Source organism: Providencia sp. (assembly GCF_003533305.1).
Lineage (GTDB): Bacteria > Pseudomonadota > Gammaproteobacteria > Enterobacterales > Enterobacteriaceae > Providencia.
Map to the genome: position 1 here is coordinate 134,653 of NZ_DOEH01000010.1, position 19,386 is coordinate 154,038.

The 19,386-nt window shown below is 40.8% G+C and carries 22 protein-coding genes; 13 read left to right on the forward strand and 9 right to left on the reverse strand.

Annotation, left to right across the window (positions count from 1 at the left end; translation table 11 throughout):
- Positions 1–92: 92 nt before the first annotated feature.
- The 5 genes from phnR (at position 93) to DD649_RS04685 (ending at position 4,735) form a co-directional block, all read left to right on the forward strand.
- A complete protein-coding gene (phnR, locus tag DD649_RS04665; protein WP_294104114.1) occupies positions 93–812 on the forward strand; it encodes a phosphonate utilization transcriptional regulator PhnR in 720 nt (239 codons plus the stop codon).
- Between the two features lie 161 nt (positions 813–973).
- Entirely contained in the window at positions 974–1,957 is a 984-nt protein-coding gene (phnS, locus tag DD649_RS04670) for a 2-aminoethylphosphonate ABC transporter substrate-binding protein (RefSeq protein WP_294104429.1), read from the forward strand.
- Positions 1,958–1,963: 6 nt separating this feature from the next.
- Complete coding sequence (gene phnT / locus DD649_RS04675) at positions 1,964–3,073, forward strand: 2-aminoethylphosphonate ABC transport system ATP-binding subunit PhnT (protein ID WP_336429309.1); 1,110 nt, start codon at positions 1,964–1,966, stop codon at positions 3,071–3,073.
- A 1-nt stretch (position 3,074) separates the two neighbouring features.
- Positions 3,075–3,935 (forward strand): 2-aminoethylphosphonate ABC transporter permease subunit, encoded by an 861-nt coding sequence (gene phnU, locus DD649_RS04680; RefSeq protein ID WP_294104118.1) that lies wholly within the window; start codon positions 3,075–3,077, stop codon positions 3,933–3,935.
- 2 nt (positions 3,936–3,937) lie between these two features.
- Positions 3,938–4,735 carry an ABC transporter permease subunit gene (locus tag DD649_RS04685; RefSeq protein WP_294104120.1) on the forward strand — a complete coding sequence of 266 codons (798 nt, stop codon included), beginning with the start codon at positions 3,938–3,940 and terminating at the stop codon, positions 4,733–4,735.
- Between the two features lie 58 nt (positions 4,736–4,793).
- Here DD649_RS04685 and DD649_RS04690 read toward each other — a convergent pair whose 3' ends face one another.
- Positions 4,794–5,225, reverse strand: a complete 432-nt coding sequence (locus DD649_RS04690; protein WP_336429312.1) for a type II toxin-antitoxin system VapC family toxin — start codon at positions 5,223–5,225, stop codon at positions 4,794–4,796.
- Positions 5,222–5,455, reverse strand: a complete 234-nt coding sequence (gene vapB / locus DD649_RS04695; protein WP_336429314.1) for a type II toxin-antitoxin system VapB family antitoxin — start codon at positions 5,453–5,455, stop codon at positions 5,222–5,224. The genes DD649_RS04690 and vapB overlap by 4 nt, the downstream gene beginning before the upstream one ends.
- Positions 5,456–5,885: 430 nt before the next feature.
- Between vapB and pyrB the strand changes: the two genes are divergently transcribed.
- The 5 genes from pyrB to nrdG all read left to right on the forward strand — a co-directional run bounded on the left by pyrB (position 5,886) and on the right by nrdG (position 10,811).
- Entirely contained in the window at positions 5,886–6,821 is a 936-nt protein-coding gene (gene pyrB / locus DD649_RS04700) for an aspartate carbamoyltransferase (RefSeq protein WP_336429316.1), read from the forward strand.
- 13 nt (positions 6,822–6,834) lie between these two features.
- Positions 6,835–7,299 carry an aspartate carbamoyltransferase regulatory subunit gene (gene pyrI / locus DD649_RS04705; protein ID WP_294104124.1) on the forward strand — a complete coding sequence of 155 codons (465 nt, stop codon included), beginning with the start codon at positions 6,835–6,837 and terminating at the stop codon, positions 7,297–7,299.
- Positions 7,300–7,399: 100 nt separating this feature from the next.
- Positions 7,400–7,786, forward strand: coding sequence for a 2-iminobutanoate/2-iminopropanoate deaminase (gene ridA, locus DD649_RS04710; protein ID WP_294104128.1), 387 nt, complete (start codon positions 7,400–7,402; stop codon positions 7,784–7,786).
- Between the two features lie 405 nt (positions 7,787–8,191).
- On the forward strand, positions 8,192–10,330 hold the full coding sequence (gene nrdD, locus DD649_RS04715; RefSeq protein ID WP_294104129.1) for an anaerobic ribonucleoside-triphosphate reductase: 2,139 nt from the start codon (positions 8,192–8,194) through the stop codon (positions 10,328–10,330).
- A 16-nt stretch (positions 10,331–10,346) separates the two neighbouring features.
- Positions 10,347–10,811: an anaerobic ribonucleoside-triphosphate reductase-activating protein gene (nrdG, locus tag DD649_RS04720; RefSeq protein WP_294104130.1), complete on the forward strand. Its 465-nt coding sequence runs from the start codon at positions 10,347–10,349 to the stop codon at positions 10,809–10,811.
- Between the two features lie 15 nt (positions 10,812–10,826).
- Here nrdG and DD649_RS04725 read toward each other — a convergent pair whose 3' ends face one another.
- Both DD649_RS04725 and DD649_RS04730 read right to left on the reverse strand, forming a co-directional pair.
- On the reverse strand, positions 10,827–11,264 hold the full coding sequence (locus DD649_RS04725) for a YhbP family protein (RefSeq protein WP_294104131.1): 438 nt from the start codon (positions 11,262–11,264) through the stop codon (positions 10,827–10,829).
- 400 nt (positions 11,265–11,664) lie between these two features.
- Entirely contained in the window at positions 11,665–11,916 is a 252-nt protein-coding gene (locus DD649_RS04730; protein WP_294104133.1) for a DUF1471 domain-containing protein, read from the reverse strand.
- Positions 11,917–12,214: 298 nt separating this feature from the next.
- Between DD649_RS04730 and DD649_RS04735 the strand changes: the two genes are divergently transcribed.
- Positions 12,215–12,523: a GIY-YIG nuclease family protein gene (locus DD649_RS04735; RefSeq protein ID WP_294104135.1), complete on the forward strand. Its 309-nt coding sequence runs from the start codon at positions 12,215–12,217 to the stop codon at positions 12,521–12,523.
- Here the strand turns inward: DD649_RS04735 and DD649_RS04740 are convergent.
- Both DD649_RS04740 and DD649_RS04745 read right to left on the reverse strand, forming a co-directional pair.
- Positions 12,496–12,999, reverse strand: a complete 504-nt coding sequence (locus DD649_RS04740) for an N-acetyltransferase (protein WP_294104137.1) — start codon at positions 12,997–12,999, stop codon at positions 12,496–12,498. The two genes, DD649_RS04735 and DD649_RS04740, sit on opposite strands and share 28 nt — an antisense overlap.
- Entirely contained in the window at positions 12,993–13,517 is a 525-nt protein-coding gene (locus DD649_RS04745) for an SCP2 domain-containing protein (protein WP_336429323.1), read from the reverse strand. Before DD649_RS04745 ends, DD649_RS04740 begins: the two co-directional genes overlap by 7 nt.
- Positions 13,518–13,804: 287 nt before the next feature.
- On the opposite strand from DD649_RS04745, the gene DD649_RS04750 reads away from it, so the two are divergent.
- Together DD649_RS04750 and DD649_RS04755 are read left to right on the forward strand one after the other, a co-directional pair.
- Complete coding sequence (locus DD649_RS04750) at positions 13,805–14,800, forward strand: peptidase U32 family protein (protein ID WP_294104142.1); 996 nt, start codon at positions 13,805–13,807, stop codon at positions 14,798–14,800.
- 13 nt (positions 14,801–14,813) lie between these two features.
- Entirely contained in the window at positions 14,814–15,689 is an 876-nt protein-coding gene (locus DD649_RS04755; RefSeq protein ID WP_294104144.1) for a U32 family peptidase, read from the forward strand.
- Between the two features lie 50 nt (positions 15,690–15,739).
- Here the strand turns inward: DD649_RS04755 and DD649_RS04760 are convergent, their stop codons facing one another.
- From DD649_RS04760 to DD649_RS04770, 3 genes are read right to left on the reverse strand one after another with little or no spacing between them, the layout of a single operon-like run.
- Positions 15,740–16,900, reverse strand: a complete 1,161-nt coding sequence (locus DD649_RS04760) for an ABC transporter permease (RefSeq protein ID WP_294104146.1) — start codon at positions 16,898–16,900, stop codon at positions 15,740–15,742.
- On the reverse strand, positions 16,900–18,045 hold the full coding sequence (locus DD649_RS04765) for an ABC transporter permease (RefSeq protein WP_294104148.1): 1,146 nt from the start codon (positions 18,043–18,045) through the stop codon (positions 16,900–16,902). The genes DD649_RS04760 and DD649_RS04765 overlap by 1 nt, the downstream gene beginning before the upstream one ends.
- 12 nt (positions 18,046–18,057) lie before the next feature.
- Positions 18,058–19,029 (reverse strand): efflux RND transporter periplasmic adaptor subunit, encoded by a 972-nt coding sequence (locus tag DD649_RS04770; RefSeq protein WP_294104150.1) that lies wholly within the window; start codon positions 19,027–19,029, stop codon positions 18,058–18,060.
- Positions 19,030–19,386: the final 357 nt, after the last annotated feature.

Below are 19,386 nucleotides of genomic sequence, written 5' to 3' on the forward strand. Positions count from 1 at the left end.
GGCTGACTAAAAGGTCAAAGGAAAAATAGCCATGCAACAAAAAATTCATATAACTATGTATAATGGGCAAGAAAAAATAATTGTGAGAATCTATGAAACTATCCGCAGATGAGATGCCTCAATACTTACTAATCAAAGCGCAGCTACAGGCAAGAATTCAAAACGGGGCGCTAAAAAGTGGTGATAAATTACCGTCAGAACGGGAACTCTGTACTATTTTCAATACCACTAGAGTCACTATTCGCGAAAGTTTGGCACAATTAGAATCTAGTGGAGCAATCTATCGCTCAGAAAGACGCGGCTGGTTCGTTACACCTGAGCGGTTGTGGTTAAATCCAACTCAAAATACCAATTTTCATAAACTGTGTCTCGAGCAGGGTCGATTACCGAAAACGACCTTACTTGATGGCCGAGTTGCAACTGTCCCTACCGATGCAATGGTACCGCTACAATTACAACCCTTTGAACAAATTTATTTACTCACACGCGTCCGTTTTGCGGATAACCGTGCAGTGTGTTATTGCGAAAATCATTGTTTACCCGCCCGCGTACCTGAATTACTACGCCATGATCTTAACGGCAGCTTAACCGAAGTTTATGAAACACATTTTGGTTTGATATACACCAGTATGCATTTATCTTTTTATCCCACAGCGATGCCCCCTCAAGCCGCGAATGCTTTAGGCGTTACCGTTGGTCGCCCAGCCTTGTTATTACAACGATTGAACTACGATCAACATGGGCGAATTCTAGACTATGATGTCGAATATTGGCGTCATGATAGCCTACGAATTGAGGTCGATACGCTTTAGTTGATCGACTATTTTAAGCAAGATAATTTTTAAATTAATAATTCTGTTTCATCTTTTTGTCACATTAGTTCATTAGCGTAGAAAACAACTGGTATATACCAGATTACCTTTACCGCTAATTGGAGACAACGATGAAACATTCCTACCTAACTTGCTTACTGATGGCTGCTTTTTGTTCTACTTCGGCTTTGGCTGCTCCTGTGGTTACTGTTTACTCTTCCGACGGGCTACATGATGGCAATAATAGTTGGTATCAAAATCAATTTGCTGCGTTTACCCAACAAACTGGCATTAAAGTACAGTATGTGGAAAGTGGTTCGGGGGCGATTGTTGAACGCCTAGCGAAAGAGCGAACAAATCCACAAGCCGATGTTTTAATTTCAGTTTCACCCTTTATTCAACGAGCCGCTAAAACACAATTACTAGCACAATTTACGCCAGAAGCTGCCGCTGTTATTCCTAACTCAACCCCTTACTACACCCCGCTGGTCAATAATTACCTCACCTTTATTTATAATGCCAAACTGCTAAAAACCCCACCAGCAAACTGGGCAGATTTGCTCGACAAGCGCTTTAAAAATAAATTGCAGTACTCTACGCCGGGACAAGCAGGTGATGGTACAGCTGTCATGCTACAAGTCTTCCACAGCTTTGCGAGCAAAGATGCGGGGTTTGATTATCTCGGCAAACTTCAAGCTAACAATGTGGGTCCATCAGCTTCAACGGGGAAATTAACTGCGTTAGTGAATAAAGGTGAGATTTACGTGGCAAACGGCGACTTACAAATGAATTTGTCACAAATGGCACGTAATCCTAACATCAAGATTTTCTGGCCCGCAGATGAAAAAGGCCAACGCAGCGCGCTTGATCTCCCTTATGTTGTCGGCCTCGTCAACCAAGGTCCCGAAACCGAAAATGGCAAAAAACTAATTAATTTCCTACTTAATAAGCAATCTCAAAGCCGTGTGAGTGAACTTTCATGGGGGCTACCTGTACGTTCCGATATCACCCCTAATGACGAACAATACCGTACCGCCATCAATACAATGAAAGGGGTAACAACATGGCATCCTAACTGGGATCAAGTTGAATTATCGTTATCAGCAGATATTTCTCGTTGGCACCAAGTAACTGAGAGCGAGTAATTTTCTATGTTGATGAAAAGGACATTAAGCACCCCGTTGAAAATAGCCGAACATTCGGGGATCACATTAGAGTCGTTACGGGTTTCCTACCATCACAATGTGGTACTGAAACCTTTATCGCTAACGATTGAACCGGGTGAGATATTAGCGCTGATCGGCCCTTCAGGTTCAGGTAAAACGACAGTATTACGCGCTATTGCAGGTTTTGCACAACCTGACAGTGGCCGAATTTTAATTGGCAATAAGGATATTACTCACCTTCCCCCTTTCCAGAGGGGGCTGGGTATGGTTGTGCAAAACTATGCGCTCTTTCCCCATATGAAAGTGGAAGAGAATGTCGCATTTGGTCTGCGCGCTCAAAAACAGCCAAAAACATTAATCACTGAGCGCGTAGTTGAAGCCTTAAACATTGTCGGCATGAGCGATTATGCAACACGTTATCCGCACCAACTGTCTGGAGGTCAACAACAACGAGTCGCTATTGCTCGCGCCATTGCCGTGCGACCTCGAGTGTTATTGCTCGATGAGCCACTTTCAGCTTTAGATGCGCAAATTCGCCATAATATGGTTGAAGAAATTGCACGTTTGCATCGCGAACTCCCTGAATTAACGATTCTCTATGTCACACATGATCAAACCGAAGCCCTCGCACTTGGCGATAAAATTGGCATCATGAAAGATGGCTATTTAGTGGCTCATGGTGAGAAAGAGGCGCTTTATCATCAACCCCCAAATCGCTTCGCTGCGGAATTCTTAGGTCGTGCAAATATTTTATCCGCGACGGTTTTGGGTTTATCAACAATACCAAACCAAATCAATGTGAGTTGTGGTGGTTCATTGATTGAAGCTCAAGCCACCACAATGCGTACAGGAACACATAAATGGGTGTGCCTACGACCTCAGCACATTAGTCTCACACCAAGAAATGATACTTCGAATCAATTACATGCCACTTTATGTGCTATTCGATGGCAAGGGGATTTAACCCATCTTGTCTGTGATGTTTCAGGTGAAAGCGTGACGGTCGCCGTGACGCATTTATCCTCTGCACCACGGGTAGGGGATAAACTCACGCTGTGGTTTTCACCAACCAATACCATTTTAATTGAGGATTGATATGTCTCACATTAGTGCATTCAAGCAACCCTTTATTAAGCTAAGACCTATTTACTGGTTGCTACCGCCATTATTGGTATTAGCCACGTTATTTTTCTATCCACTTTTACTGATAGCGGAACAAGCCATACAAACACAATCAGGGCATTGGGGATTGGAAACCTTTTGGCAAGTGATTGAATCACGTCGATTTATCAATGGATTATGGAATACGCTGCAAATTGCTTTTTTCGCGACACTGGGCTGCTTAATGGTAGGTAGTCTATTCGCGATAATATTAGTGTTTATTCCTTTTCCTGGCAGCCGTTTAATCACTCAAGTTATTGATACTTTCATCGCATTACCCACTTTTTTGATTACACTCGCTTTTACCTTTATTTATGGCTCCGCAGGTTTATTAAATGGGTCATTGATGGCCGTTTTTAATATTGAACTCCCTCCCATTGATTTTTTATATTCAATCAACGGCGTTATTTTGGCTGAAATCACTGTATTCACACCACTTGTTATGCGCCCTTTGATGGCAGCATTAAGACAAATAGATAAAAGCCAACTAGAGGCAGCAAGTATTTTAGGTGCTCATCCTGCTCGTGTTATCAGACAAATTATTTTTCCTGCCGCGCTTCCCGCCTTATTAGCTGGTGGAAGTTTATGTTTATTACTTACAACGAATGAGTTTGGCATCGTATTGTTCATCGGTGCCAAAGGTGTGAATACACTACCTATGATGGTCTACAGTAAAGCGATTCTTGAATCTGATTACACTGTGGCCTGTATGATAGCGCTGATAAATATACTTATCTCATTAGGATTGTTTTTCTTATACCGAGTGGCGACAACTCGCCTCAGTGCAAAGGGGTAAGTATGCTTATTTGGTCTAAAAAAGGGCGAATTACAGCGAGTATTATCGCCATCGCTCTATTTTCATTACTATTTTTATTGCCGCTGGGTATGATCTTACTGTCCAGCTTAACTAAGCAATGGAATGGTATTTTACCATCAGGTTTTACCATTTCTCATTTCATCAATGCATTTAGTGGTTTCGCTTGGGACGCCATATTATCCAGTTTAATTATTGGGTTCAGTGCGAGCTTGTTCGCTTTGGTATGCGGTTTATGGGCGGCATTAGCGTTACGGCACTATAGTGGTAGATTACAAAAATATCTCAGTATCATGTTCTATTTACCCAGTGCTATTCCATCAGTTTCCATTGGTCTTGGAACCCTCGTGGCTTTCAGTCAAGGTTACTTGCAAATGAATGGGACATTTTGGATTATTTTTTCTGCCCACTTTGTCTTAATTTCAGCATTCACCTTTAGCAATGTCTCGACTGGTTTAACCCAAATTTCACCTGATATCGAAAATGTTGCCTTCAGTTTAGGCGCCTCTCCAGGGTATCGATTATTCCATGTCACGCTACCATTATTGATGCCTTGGATAATTTCAGCGCTTGCACTCAGCCTTTCCCTTTCATTAGGCGAATTGGGGGCGACCATGATGTTATACCCTCCAGGTTGGGCAACGTTACCTGTGTCTATTTTTAGCCTAACCGACAGAGGAAATATCGCTGATGGCTCTGCATTAACAATAGTATTAGTGGTGATAACATTGATTCTAATGAGGTTACTCGAAAGAGTGGCTAAGCGGCTGGGGCAAAAATAATTATTGAATACAAATTATCATGCAAAGCCCTGAATGGGCTTTGTAATTTTAACAAATTTCAAACTGACGATGATGATTTCGTCCAATCTTCTAATTTAAGCCCAGATACCCGTGAAAATTCACGCGTATTATTTGTCACCAAAATTGAGTTAGATGAAATTGCATGACCTGCAATTGCAGTATCATTGTTGCCGATCGATGTACCTATATCTGATAGCATCTTTTTAATTGTTGTGGTCGCATCAATTGCAGCCTTATCCCAAGGTAAGATAGCATCGAGGCGCTCACAAAAAGCATCCACTAATACATTGTGCTTAGCAGATGCTTTTTTGCCAACCGCCCCAAAACGCATTTCTGAGTATGTGATTGCTGAAACGACAATTGAATATCGTTTCATTACACAATCTTGTAGTTTTTCAAGTAAATATATTGGTTGCTCTCTCATAATGAATGAACAAATATTTGTATCAAGCATATAAATTCTTTTCACAAAATCACCCGTCCATCTTCGATAACATCTTCCCTATCAAGTAAAAAGTCACTATCTGCTTTACCTTCATCAGTAAATGACAACCAATTAGGTTTTACAGGTCGTAAAATAATACTGTCCCCTTCACGACTAATTTCTAACTCATTTACACCCTCAAAATCGAAATCTTTAGGTAAACGGATGGCTCGATTATTACCGTTTCTAAATATAGAAACTGTTTTTGTCCTCATCAGGTACCTCCTTTGAATCAGCTCTAACATATGTTAAGTATATGCACCAATTAGCATATGTCAACATATGTCAAATAGACAGCTAATCACTGAACTTACCATTTTCTTCTTCAACCGTAATCATCTCTATGATTTTTCGGTTTTATCTTTTTAGATTAAATATCAACCAAATTGCAAAATGAAAAAAAATTCATTTTTCTTTATGCAAACGCTTGCGTCAAACAAAGAGATGCGTATAATTCGCCACAATTTGTCGGGAGAAACCATGAACGCTGCTATTCTATTATTGACTCAGAATACCTCCACCGCACTGCCTTCGAGCGGTCTGGACAGCCAGTTTTTCCCCTCCGTATTTGAAAAAAAGCCCCTCATTGAGGGGCTTTTTTTTGGCCTATCCCCTAACGCGTCTTGCTGACACAGGAGAATAACGATGCCGAACCCTCTATACCTTCGCGACATAATTTCTATTAACGATCTCGATCGCTCTGATCTAGAGCTAGTGCTTAAAGTTGCTGCCGCACTAAAAAAACAACCACAACCCGAGTTTCTTAAACATAAAGTTATTGCTAGTTGTTTCTTTGAAGCCTCGACTAGAACTCGTTTGTCTTTTGAAACTGCAATTCATCGCCTTGGCGCATCTGTGGTCGGTTTTTCTGACAGCACCAATACATCGCTAGGTAAGAAAGGGGAAACCTTAGCAGACACTATCTCGGTCATCAGCCAATATGTTGATGCGATAGTCATGCGCCACCCTCAAGAAGGTGCCGCACGTCTAGCAAGTCAATTTGCAGGGCAGATCCCCGTCATTAATGCCGGAGATGGCTCTAACCAGCATCCAACACAAACTTTACTCGACTTGTTTACCATTCAAGAAACCCAAGGCCGTTTAGAAAATCTACAAGTGGCAATGGTGGGTGACCTTAAATATGGCAGAACCGTACATTCACTCACTCAAGCGCTCTCCAAATTTAAAGGCAATCACTTTTATTTTATCGCCCCTGAAGTACTGGCGATGCCAAATCATATTTTGAATATTCTTGAAGAAAAAGGCGCAACTTATAGCCTACATAGCAACATCGATGAAGTTATGCCTGAACTCGATATCCTTTATATGACTCGCGTACAAAAAGAGCGCCTAGATCCATCTGAGTATGCCAATGTCAAAGCACAGTTTATTTTACGCGCCGAAGACCTGCATTCTGCCAAACCGAATTTAAAAGTTTTACACCCATTACCTCGTATCGATGAAATTACCGTCGACGTTGATAGCACTCCTTACGCCTACTATTTCCAACAAGCAGGAAATGGGATTTATGCGCGACAAGCATTGTTGTCACTGGTGTTAAATAAAGAATTGGCCATCTGAGGAGAAAATAATCATGACTCACGATCATAAATTACAAGTTGAAGCCATCAGCCACGGTACTGTCATCGACCATATTCCTGCTCAAATTGGCTTCAAACTGCTAAAACTGTTTAAGCTGACCAAAACTGATGAACGTATTACTATTGGATTGAATTTACCCTCAAGTAATTTAGGCAAAAAAGATATAATTAAAATTGAGAATACTTTTTTGACTCCTGAACAAGCCAACCAATTAGCGATGTACGCACCGGAAGCTACCGTAAATCGTATCGAAGATTATCAAGTTGTTGAAAAACTAGAGCTCACATTACCTGAGCATATTGATAATGTGTTGGTGTGCCCAAATAGTAACTGCATCAGCCATAATGAACCCGTTTCTAGCAGTTTTCGCGTTAAGAAAATTGATAAAGAAGTCGCACTTACCTGTCGATTCTGCGAAAAAGAATTCGATAGAGATGCAGTGATCAATAATCAGTAAACAATTTAAGCGTAAACTGTTGCTTTGTATGGGCGCTATCAGCGCTTATACTAACAGTCAATAGCTCGTAAAGTTGTTTCCTCGATTAAACGGAGTAGTTATGTCATACGAAATTAATACAGAAAACGCACCAGCCGCTATCGGTCCTTATGTACAAGGTGTTGATTTAGGCAGTATGGTTATCACTTCAGGTCAAATCCCTGTTAATCCAAAAACCGGCGAAGTACCTGAAGATATTGCTGCGCAAACTCGTCAATCACTCGATAACGTAAAAGCAATTTTAGAAAAAGCAGGCTTAAAAGCCTCTGATATCGTGAAAACAACGGTATTTGTGAAAGATTTGAATGATTTCGCTACTGTTAATGCGACTTATGAAGAATTCTTCAAGCAACATAATGCACCATTCCCTGCGCGTTCATGTGTTGAAGTAGCTCGCCTTCCAAAAGATGTCAAAATCGAAATCGAAGCTATTGCAGTTCGTAAATAATGACTAACAATTAATAAAACTATCAAACTAGTGAATTGAATGTAGTCACTGCCTTCTATTGATAGCAATGCGCTATTAGAAGGCAGTCTCTTTTTATTTATCCGCCTTTTACTCCTCATCGCCAATTAGCAATTATTCTCATTCATTGCAAACAAAAAAACGCGAATAATCCTTTTTTTATTTTTATCTCTGCGCTTTTGATATTCATACAAATTATTTTTTTCCTTGTTTTAAATCAAACTAGCGTCATCTAAAAAAAAGCAATAACCTATATATTGTGCTTTAATTACAGCGCAAGACACAATATGTAGTGTTTATTCACATTTTATCCACAGATTGACTCACACAACTATGAATAATAGATAACACTGTTTATCTGTGGATAACTAAAGAAGGAGCTTTAAAGTGGGAACGGTTGTTATTAAAAGAGATGGTTGTCAGGTCAGCTTTGGCCTTCCGAGAATTCAAGAAGCCGTCAAGCGCGCCGCCGCTGCGGCGAATGTTAAGGATGACGATTACTGTCTTCAGGTTGCCTCCGTTGTAACGGAACAACTGTGCAACCGTGACAAAGTCGATATTCGCGAAATTCAAGATGCGGTAGAAAACCAACTCATGGCAGGCCCTTATAAGGACTTGGCTCGCGCCTATATTGAATATCGTCACGATAGAGATAGCGAACGCGAAAAGCGCAGCCAGCTCACGCATGATATCCGCGGCCTCATTGAACAAAGCAATGTTTCTTTACTCAATGAAAATGCCAATAAAGACAGCAAAGTTATCCCCACTCAGCGCGACCTACTGGCTGGCATTGTAGCTAAACATTATGCCAAACAACATATTTTGCCACGCGACATCGTTCAAGCCCATGAACGCGGTGAAATTCACTATCACGACCTTGATTACGCGCCATTTTTCCCAATGTTCAACTGTATGTTAATCGACCTTGAAGGCATGTTAACTAATGGTTTTAAAATGGGAAATGCAGAAATTGAACACCCTAAATCAATTTCAACTGCAACCGCAGTAACCGCACAGATTATTGCTCAAGTTGCTAGCCATATTTATGGTGGTACAACGATTAACCGTATTGACGAAATTTTAGCGCCTTATGTCAAAACAAGTTATGACAAACATCTTAAAGTCGCCAAAGAATGGAATATTGCGGATGCCGAAGGCTATGCACAAAGTCGTACTGAAAAAGAGTGTTACGATGCTTTCCAATCTTTAGAATATGAAGTTAATACCTTACATACCGCTAATGGACAAACGCCATTTGTCACCTTTGGTTTTGGCTTGGGGACTTCAAAAGAAGCACGCCTCATTCAACAATCTATTTTGAAAAATCGGATTGCAGGTCTTGGCAAAAATCGTAAAACCGCGGTGTTCCCAAAACTGGTGTTTGCCATTAAAAAAGGCTTAAACCACCAGCTTGGCGACCCGAGCTATGATATCAAACAACTCGCTCTTGAGTGCGCTAGCAAACGCATGTACCCCGATATTCTTAACTATGACAAAGTTGTTGAAGTCACTGGCTCATTTAAAACACCAATGGGTTGCCGCAGTTTCTTAGGCGTCTATGAAGAAGATGGCCAGCAAATCCATGATGGACGCAACAATATCGGCGTCATCAGCCTTAACTTGCCACGTATTGCTATTGAAGCGCAAGGCAATGAAGATGCATTTTGGATATTGCTCGAAGAGCGTCTATCTATTGCGAAAAAAGCCTTAATGACCCGTATTGCGCGCCTCGAAAATGTCAAAGCTCGCGTCGCCCCGATCCTCTATATGGAAGGTGCTTGTGGCGTAAGATTAAAAGCGGATGATAATATCGCAGAGATCTTTAAAAATGGTCGCGCCTCTATTTCGCTGGGCTACATTGGCTTACACGAAACAATTAATGCACTATTTGGCAACCAAACTCACGTCTATGACAGTAAGCAACTCAGAGAGAAAGCCGTCGCCATTGTTGATCGACTACGCCAAGCTACTGATAAGTGGAAAGAAGAAACTGGCTATGGTTTTAGTTTATACAGCACACCAAGTGAAAATTTATGCGACCGTTTTTGTCGTATTGATACCGCCGAATTTGGTGTGATCCCGGGCGTAACAGATAAAGGTTATTACACCAATAGCTTCCATTTGGATGTTGAAAAACAAGTTAATCCTTACGATAAAATTGATTTTGAATCGCCTTATCCACCTCTCGCAAATGGGGGGTTCATCTGCTATGGCGAATATCCAAACTTACAACATAACGTTAAAGCCCTTGAAGATGTTTGGGATTACAGCTATCAGCACGTTCCTTACTATGGTACCAACACACCTATTGATGAATGTTATGAATGCGGTTTTTCAGGCGAATTTTCCTGTACCAGCAAAGGGTTTACCTGCCCTGCCTGTGGCAATCATGATACAACGCGAGTTTCTGTAATTCGCCGCGTCTGCGGTTATTTAGGCAGCCCGGATGCAAGGCCATTTAATGCAGGAAAACAAGAAGAAGTAAAACGTCGAATTAAGCACTTAGGTAATGGGCAACTTGGGTAAATATTAGGTTAATAACATGAATTACCATCAATATTATCCCGTTGATGTCGTTAATGGCCCCGGTACACGTTGCACCCTGTTTGTTTCAGGGTGCGTTCACCAATGCCGAGGTTGTTATAATAAAAGTACATGGCGGGTAGATTCAGGCATTCCATTCACGCAAGAAATGGAAGATAGGATAATTCAAGATTTACAAGATACGCGGATCCGCCGACAAGGTCTGTCCCTTTCAGGCGGCGATCCTCTGCATCCTGCTAATCTACCGGCGATACTGAAATTAATTAAACGGGTAAAAACAGTTTGCCCCGATAAAGACATTTGGCTGTGGACAGGTTATGAATTGAATGAATTGACGTTAGAGCAACAAAAAGTGGCTCGACTCATCAACACACTCATTGATGGCAAGTTTGAACAGGATTTATATAACCCTTCTTTGGTCTGGCGTGGAAGCAGCAATCAAGTGATCCATAAACTACGTTAACTCATTGATACATAATTAAGCTTCTCTCTCCCAGAGGAGCTTAGTACCAAAACCTAATTTATTATCGACCATTTTAACCTTTTGTAAGCAAAGCTGCCAAACGGGTAGTTTCGCTGTCAATGCGATAGGAAAGCGCTGGCAATAAGCCGCTCTAGCCTGTTGTTCAACAACACCGTCAAGTACTTCAATGCTTCCTGTGAATTGAACACCCTGAATTTTACTCACCTCTTTAGTTTGTGCCGAAACTGTACCTGCAACTTGCGGGTTAGCTAGCATCAATTTGCCATGGGTCGAATTTGGGTCAGTCATTAGAATTAAGCTCATCACTTGCGCATCAAATGCATAATAACAACTGGCAGGCCAGATATCATATTCATGATAAGTAAATAAAGAAAAGACGTGTTGGCGGGAAAAATAGCGCTGAATATGTTTTAGAGATTGTTCTGGCGTCATAGCGTTTTCCTGATTAACCCGTTCAGAACAAGCTTTTGGGAGATTCCCCTTAAGCTTGTTTAAACTGTTCTGAACGTAGGCGTAAATTCGCTATTACTATACTCTAAATACTTAAAATTTTTACTCAGAATAATTTGAGTATTACTCTAAATAATTCGAGTTGTAGCTAGGCGGCAAGTGAACGAGACGCTAGGAGCATACACAAGTATGTAACTAGTGCGAATGAACACGGCCAACAACGCTACGGCTCGAAGTATGACGAGTAACAGATTTACTCTAAATAATTCGAGTTGTAGCTAGGCGGCAAGCGAATGAGGCGCTAGGAGCATACAAAAGTATGTGACTAGTGCGAATGAACGCGGCCAACAACGCTACGGCTCGAAGTATGACGAGTAAAAGATTATTTATAGATAGCAGCAGTACCATTCATTGAATTCTCACCGCCAGCAGAAATCACACGGAATGAAGTTGCACCAGCTTCATCAGCTTTTTTGGCTAATTGTGCGGTTAAATCATTAACGCTTACTGCACCTGTTACTGAAACATAGCCTGTTGCTGCTTTATCGGTATTTTGAACTTCAGTTGCTGCCATTGTACCGAATGAAAAAGCACCTAAAGTTAAAGCTGTAGCAAATAGTTTTGACATTTTCATAATATATTCCTTTGGTGAATTTGATTTTTAACAGGGGTTTTACTGTTTCCCTGTGATGTGGATCATATTATGCGCTTTAATTAGAAATGAAAATTAGCTAATTTTGCTATAGTTATTCAATTTATTTGAACATGAACCTAGGTTGAGGCTTCAGATTTGTGACAGATTTATATCAATTTCTAGTTAGAATTTAGTATGTTATAAACATTACTATTCAAGAGTATATTCGACCTTACTGCTGATATTTTTCCTTATATATCAGCACAGAATGATAAATTTAAAGATTAAAAATAGGGTTATGAAACAGAATAATTGGTATTTATACTTAATTAGGCAGAAGAACAACGCGTTATATTGTGGAATAACCACTGACGTGCAGCGACGTTTTACCCAACATAAAGAAGGAAAAGGCGCAAAAGCATTGAAAGGGAAGGCACCACTCACACTAGTCTTCCAATGTGCAGTCGGCAATCGTTCTAGTGCATCACAAGTAGAATATAAAATTAAACAGTTGAATAAAAAGACAAAAGAAAGGCTGGTTATTAGCCAGCCTGATAATATTATTGATTACTTAGCAAATTATACGTTATCAAAATGCGAAGAATAGGTCACTTGACCGGTGTGATCATTCATTTCACCATTTTCAAGCCCACAAATCATAAAATGCGATTGATGTTCTGGCCATTGACAGTGAATATCATGATTTGATGCAAGCTTAAAACCAAAGCGGCGATAATAATCAGTATCCCCTAATACCACTACTGCACCATAACCAAACTCATTTAAGCTATCTAAGCCTTCATAAACCAGTTTTTCACCAATACCTTGGCCTTGATATAATTTACTAACAGCAAGGGGGGCTAAACCTACCCACTGAACATCTTCACCATTAACATCCACAGGGGTGAAACCGATATAACCTATCACTTCACCATCGTCATTCGTGGCAACGACACCGAGTGTCAGCAGGCCATCTTCACGTAAATGTTGAACAAGATCCGCTTCCGATCCTGTCGGAAACGTTGCACGTAATAATCTGTCGATACCCATCGCATCAACTGGGATCTCTACTCGGATCAACATGAAGTTAGCGCAAGTGTTTTTTGCTCTGCGCCCTCATCTTCTTGTACTGCTTTAATCACATCCGCCAATTGAAGGAGTGTAAAACGCAATGGCGCAGGCATATTTTCAAGTTCAAAAGCATCCATTAAGTTTTTAACATACAAACCTAATTCCGTATCACCTTCAATAACTAGCCTACGTTGGAAAAACAACGTATCTGGATCTTCTTTACGTGCAGCAATCAAAATCAAGTCATTAGCATTCCCACTGACACTTACATCAGCTTGTGCATGTTGCTTAACGACGAGAACGCCTTCTTGCAAACTAATGAACCACACTAATGCTAAATCGTTGATTGCTACTTTTAGCCATTTACCTTCAAGAAAGTCTAGCTCACCCTCTTTTACCGACTCACGAAACTGCCAACTTAATAGTTGCTCAAGTACTTGGCGTTGCAAGGCAAATGGGGTCACTTTTAAAGGTAACTTCAATAAAGAAGGCCCTTTTGTTATGAGTTGAGAACGAATTTTACCTAACACAATACTGACTCCCGTATCAATTATTGGTCCGTTTCCGCATAACTACTGGGTTGGAGTAGCAGCTTAAGTTGTGACTTAATTTATGATAGCTATCTTGCCAAAAAAATACATTATTAGCTTGATCCTATATCAATTTTTACTCATCTCGCCAATATTTATTTTTTAACTTGCAGACCCTAGCAACGAATACTGATAGCCATTAACAATTTCTCTGCTCTAAATCAAAACCGATAACAGACCATTTGATTAAAATATGCTGTTGTGAAATCGATACAGGGATAGATGTAATGGAATTACTTTGCCCAGCAGGAAGCCTGCCAGCCTTAAAAGCGGCGGTGGATAATGGTGCCGATGCGGTTTATATTGGACTCAAAAATGATACCAATGCACGTCACTTCGCAGGATTAAATTTTACTGAAAAAAAACTGCATGAGGCAGAGCGATATATCCATAGTCGTAAACGTAAATTACATATTGCGATTAATACATTTGCCCATCCAGAGAGTTATCAGCGTTGGAAAGATTCCGTCGATCTTGCCGCTGATCTAGGTGCTGATGCCTTGATCATCGCTGATATTGCGATGTTAGAATATGCGGCCAATAAATATCCACATATTGAACGTCATGTTTCTGTGCAAGCCTCAGCCACAAATACTGAAGCCATACGATTTTATGAACGTAATTTTCAAGTTCATCGTGTTGTCCTCCCTCGCGTCTTATCTATTCATCAAGTAAAACAACTCGCTAAAAATAGCCCTGTGCCTCTTGAAGTCTTTGCTTTTGGCAGCCTGTGTATTATGGCTGAAGGCCGCTGTTATCTTTCGTCTTATTTGACCGGAGAATCACCCAATACCGTCGGTGCTTGCTCACCAGCACGCTTTGTTCGCTGGCAACAAACGCCAAATGGGATGGAATCACGCCTAAATGACGTGCTAATTGACCGCTACGAAAAAAATGAAAATGCGGGTTATCCGACATTGTGTAAAGGCCGATATCTGGTTGATGAACAGAAATATCATGTGCTCGAAGAACCCACCAGCTTAAATACGATTGAACTGCTTCCTGATTTAATGGCAGCCAATATCGCATCAGTCAAAATTGAAGGCCGGCAACGTAGTCCTGCCTATGTGACTGAAGTAACAAGAATTTGGCGACGCGCTATCGACTGCTATAAAGCAAACCCAGAACAATTTGTAACTGACCCTAAGTGGCTGAAAGTTCTTGGTAACCTTTCCGAAGGTAGCCAAACCACTCTGGGTGCATATCATCGCAAATGGCAGTAATTAGGGGAATATCATGAAGTACGCTTTAGGGTCAGTCCTCTATTACTGGCCAAAACAAACTTTGAACGATTTTTACCAACTTGCCATGCAAAGTGAAGCTGACATTATTTACATCGGTGAAACCGTTTGCAGTAAACGTCGCGAAATGAAACCAAACGACTGGATAGAGCTTGCCCGCCAACTCGCCAGTAGTGGCAAACAAATAGTCTTAAGCTCACTAGCTTTATTGCAGGCACCTTCAGAATTGAAGGAAATCAGTAAACTGGTTGATAACGGCGAGTTTCTCGTTGAGGCACATGATTTTGGTGTAATAAACATGCTAGCAGAAAAAAAGCTTCCTTTCGTCGCAGGGCATGGCCTCAACTGTTACAACGCACAAACACTCAATATTTTATTACGTGAAGGTATGACACGTTGGTGTATGCCTGTTGAGCTCTCACGCGACTGGCTGATAAACTTACTCAATCAATGTGACGATATTGGTATTCACGGAAAATTTGAAGTTGAAGTCATGAGCTACGGACATCTTCCCCTCGCTTATTCAGCAAGATGCTTCACGGCTCGTTCAGAAAACAAGCAAAAAGATGAGTGCGAAACCTGTTGTATTAACTATCCACAAGGGCGTGAAGTGCTCTCTCAGGAACAACAACAAGTCTTTATACTTAATGGAATACAAACTCTTAGTGGTTATTGCTACAATCTTGGAAACGAATTGGAGTCAATGAAAGATTTGGTTGATATCGTCCGAGTTTCCCCAGAAAGTGAGCATTCACTTGAGATACTCTCACAATTTAAAGCCAACGAAAATGGACTTGCCCCTATCGCTATTGCAGATAAAAGCTGTAATGGTTATTGGCGACAAATTGCTGGTTTATCAATGATATCGTAATATTTAAAGCAAAATAGGGCTAATAAATTATATATTCAGCCCTATCTGATTTAAGATTCTTTATGATGTTTACGCCAGCGATTAAATACATGGCTAATATGGCGTAGTTCGCCATCACGTAACATACCGATTAACACACCAATTACTGAATAAATTACGCCTAGAATTAGCATCATGACGATATCCATTAATACGTCACTAAACGGTAATCCCATTTGATTAATCCCCGCCATAGCGCTTGTAGCCCATGTGGAAGGCAATGCAGATGCAATCATTCGAACCCAATCAGGCATCGCTTGCAGCGGCCAAATTGTCCCTGACATATAAAAGACCGGTGTTGTAATAAACGCGAGCGTTAGATAAATCATTTCGACACTACGTAAGCACTCAGTGACGAGTTTTCCTAAACCAATAACCGCTAGCAGGAAAGGAAAAGTAAGCATCCAAATTTGGTATAGTGGTGCCTCTTGTCGATAACCTAATATCCACGGCCACAACGCGAAAAAAACAGTCGATAGAAATAACCAAATTGGAATTAACGCCGAAAGCGCACCTAAATAAACCGCCAACGGTGGCTTACCTTTTGGTGTTGAGCGAATTGCAATACTGACTCGTACACAAGCAATTAACAATGAATGCTGTAATAACATCACCAATAAGCCGGGAAAAACAATCGCCGCAAAGCTTACACCTGGGTTATACAAAGGTTCAGTTTCACTACGTATCGGCGTAATAATAACTTTCGCTTGCTCTTTACTGTAGCCTGCATTTTGAAGAAGTTGCAGATTATAAGCGCTCAACAAAGATTGATATGCATTAGCCAGCTCTTGCTGAATTTGCCCACTCGCAAGACGGTTTGTTGCATCCCCATAAACCGGCACCGTAATATTTTTACCGCTTAAAAGGTGTTGCTCAAAATCCGTTGGAACAATAACAATCGCAAATAATTTTCTTGCAATCATATCCTGCCGAGCTTGCGCTAAATTATCATAACCATGCAATTGCACTTTCGGCGTCGCATCTAAATCACGAATAAGTGTGCGGCTCGCCACGCTATGATCCATATCGATGACAGCTACAGGTAAATCCCACAGTACGGGTTTTGCATACACTAAACTCATCACGCATAAAGACACCAATAACAACAACCACATAGGTTTCTCTAGCATACCCAATAGCACTTTACGGAAAGTAGCAAAATACATTGACATTAAGCGACCTCCCCTTGCATTTCGAGCCGTTTAACCAATCTTTTACGGATCAAAAATGCAGTCACTAACGGATAAATCAGCAAAAATAGACACACTTGAATAATGCGAGAAAATGAAATTTCGCGCAAAAAGATGTCAAACATGGCATTTAATGTATGCGTAAGCGGTTCAATATTCGAAATAATTTGAGCCGGCAAAATCATTGATAATTCAGGCACCGCCATCCCAGAGAAAGCTAAGGCGATACTGACTAACATCCCGATTAAGCTGTAAGCCATAATGGCGCTTGAGGTAAAGCTAAATAGTAGTAATCCAATACTCTGCGCCGCTATCACATAGAAAAAGCCCACCATAACCATATAAAGAGGATTACCGATAACTTTTGCATCGAAAATAGTCACTAACGCCGCGAGCTCAACAATTAATAAGGTCGTAAAAAATAAGGTATAAGGTGCCATCTTACCTAACAAAGCCATGGTAAACGGCTTCACGCTTTGTAATGTTGTGCCTCGAGACATGGTATAAATGGTACAAGTCACCACAAACAATTGCAGCATATGAATAGTCGCAGCAAATTGTTGATAGTAAATATAGCTACCACTCGGATTAAACAGACTGTCATAAGACAACGCAACCTGCGCTAGTGGCGGTAATGAACGCCCCATCGACTTAGCCATTTCTTGGCGGTACTTTGCATTAAGCTCGGCCACTAACCCACTAAAATCTTGAATCGCATAACTACCTGATGCATAAAATAATGCGTTGTAGTACATGCGCAGCTCTGGCTGACGACCTCGTAAAATATCCTCTTCAAAGTTATGTGGGATATACAACAAGGCATAATCTTTTGAACTTCCCAATCTTTTTAAAGAAGTATTTAAATTATCATCGACGGTTTTAACATCAGCGTGAGGCCCTGCATTCAAGTCTCTAATAATTTGTCTAGAAATCGGACTATGGTTGTTATCTACCACTGAAACGGGCAGATCCATCAAGGTTCCCTCTGAAAAGTTAGCACTAATTAGCGTAAACAACATCAAAGGAAATAACCAACTTAGCCAGTGAAATACTGGGCTGCGGATAGCCATCTTGGTTTCGCGACTAAAGGCGTGTTCAAAGCCATGCCAAGCGAACTTTAATTTCATTCCAGCACCTTTTTATTTATCCCAGTGCCATAACACACTCATGCCAGGTCTTAAACCGTTCACAGGCTCTAACGGATATAGGCGCACTTCAAACGTTTTTAAATCAAAATCCCCTGTAGCTCTGGTCGCACGCTTTGTGGCGTAATCACCTTTTGGTGCAATATAACGAATTTGTGCCTCAATCAGTTTATCCCCCAAAGCAGGTACAGATAACTGAATTTTATCCCCTTTTTTTACATCGACTAAAATATCTTCGCGTAAATTATAAATAAAATAGGCTTGAGGAATACGAATCAATGATATCAGCGGGCTACCCGCATTGAATAATTCGCCAATTTCAGCAGGGATAGGACCCACTTCACCATCTACAGGTGCTTTAACCTGTAAATCATCCACTTGTACTTGTATTTCTGCGAGTTTTTGCTCAGCTTGATTAAGCGCGGCTTCATATTGATGACGTAATTCAACACGGTCACCATGTTGGCCTTCATCTAAACGTGCCTTCGCACCTTGAACCTGCTGGAACGCCACATCTTTAGCTTTTCGCGCGCTATCCAATTCATTTGCAGAAACGTAGCCTTTACCAGAAAGACTGCTTAAACGTGCAAACTCACGAGTTGCATTTTGATACTGTGAATTTGCTTCCGCTAAAGAAGCTTGTAAGTCACGAAGGGTTTCTTCACGGGTACCATTAATCGAGAGGTCAAGCTGCGCTTGCGCCTGTGCTTTTGCTGCTTTTAGCGCTGAATATTGTGCTTGTAGCTCTGGGCTTTCTAAGGTCAATAGTAATTGCCCTTGTTTAACATCATCGCCACGCTCAACATGGCGTTCAATCACTCGCCCTTTTGCTTTTGAAGTCACGATGACTTCAGGTGCATCAACTTCACCCTGTAACAATAGATATTGATTATGGGAATGAAAAAGCGCTGCCGCTGCTATTAAGATAAGCATCAACAAAATCAGTACTATTGTTCTTTTTTTCATTATTTATATGAGCCTTAAATAATAACGTAGGTAACTATCATCTCTAGAGTATGACAATAAATGCAGTGAGATGTTAATAAAATCGTGCGGAAGATCACAAAAAGTGAGGCCTTTGTATAATATTGGAGCGATTTATTTCTTATGTCAAATAATGATGACCTAACATAATGCGAATGTCGATTACTTAACCAACGACTTACGATATAATTGTAATTCTAATGGATGCCTACCGACAATGACCTACAAATAGCATATCCCACTAATTACATACATAAATATGTATTAGTACGAGATAGCGAAATTACCCCACAACATGAATACCACGAGCTAATGCTCTAAATAATTCATGATGTGGGT

Bases quoted from the DNA above. Each gene is read 5' to 3' on its own strand.
- DD649_RS04685 (WP_294104120.1), top strand. From the start codon at position 3,938: ATGCTTATTTGGTCTAAAAAAGGGCGAATTACAGCGAGTATTATCGCC.
- phnR (WP_294104114.1), top strand. From the start codon at position 93: ATGAAACTATCCGCAGATGAGATGCCTCAATACTTACTAATCAAAGCG.
- DD649_RS04765 (WP_294104148.1), bottom strand. From the start codon at position 18,045: ATGAAATTAAAGTTCGCTTGGCATGGCTTTGAACACGCCTTTAGTCGC.
- ridA (WP_294104128.1), top strand. From the start codon at position 7,400: ATGTCATACGAAATTAATACAGAAAACGCACCAGCCGCTATCGGTCCT.
- pyrB (WP_336429316.1), top strand. From the start codon at position 5,886: ATGCCGAACCCTCTATACCTTCGCGACATAATTTCTATTAACGATCTC.
- DD649_RS04735 (WP_294104135.1), top strand. From the start codon at position 12,215: ATGAAACAGAATAATTGGTATTTATACTTAATTAGGCAGAAGAACAAC.
- DD649_RS04770 (WP_294104150.1), bottom strand. From the start codon at position 19,029: ATGAAAAAAAGAACAATAGTACTGATTTTGTTGATGCTTATCTTAATA.
- pyrI (WP_294104124.1), top strand. From the start codon at position 6,835: ATGACTCACGATCATAAATTACAAGTTGAAGCCATCAGCCACGGTACT.
- phnU (WP_294104118.1), top strand. From the start codon at position 3,075: ATGTCTCACATTAGTGCATTCAAGCAACCCTTTATTAAGCTAAGACCT.
- DD649_RS04730 (WP_294104133.1), bottom strand. From the start codon at position 11,916: ATGAAAATGTCAAAACTATTTGCTACAGCTTTAACTTTAGGTGCTTTT.
- DD649_RS04725 (WP_294104131.1), bottom strand. From the start codon at position 11,264: ATGACGCCAGAACAATCTCTAAAACATATTCAGCGCTATTTTTCCCGC.
- DD649_RS04740 (WP_294104137.1), bottom strand. From the start codon at position 12,999: ATGTTGATCCGAGTAGAGATCCCAGTTGATGCGATGGGTATCGACAGA.
- DD649_RS04755 (WP_294104144.1), top strand. From the start codon at position 14,814: ATGAAGTACGCTTTAGGGTCAGTCCTCTATTACTGGCCAAAACAAACT.
- DD649_RS04760 (WP_294104146.1), bottom strand. From the start codon at position 16,900: ATGTCAATGTATTTTGCTACTTTCCGTAAAGTGCTATTGGGTATGCTA.
- nrdG (WP_294104130.1), top strand. From the start codon at position 10,347: ATGAATTACCATCAATATTATCCCGTTGATGTCGTTAATGGCCCCGGT.
- phnT (WP_336429309.1), top strand. From the start codon at position 1,964: ATGTTGATGAAAAGGACATTAAGCACCCCGTTGAAAATAGCCGAACAT.
- vapB (WP_336429314.1), bottom strand. From the start codon at position 5,455: ATGAGGACAAAAACAGTTTCTATATTTAGAAACGGTAATAATCGAGCC.
- phnS (WP_294104429.1), top strand. From the start codon at position 974: ATGGCTGCTTTTTGTTCTACTTCGGCTTTGGCTGCTCCTGTGGTTACT.
- DD649_RS04750 (WP_294104142.1), top strand. From the start codon at position 13,805: ATGGAATTACTTTGCCCAGCAGGAAGCCTGCCAGCCTTAAAAGCGGCG.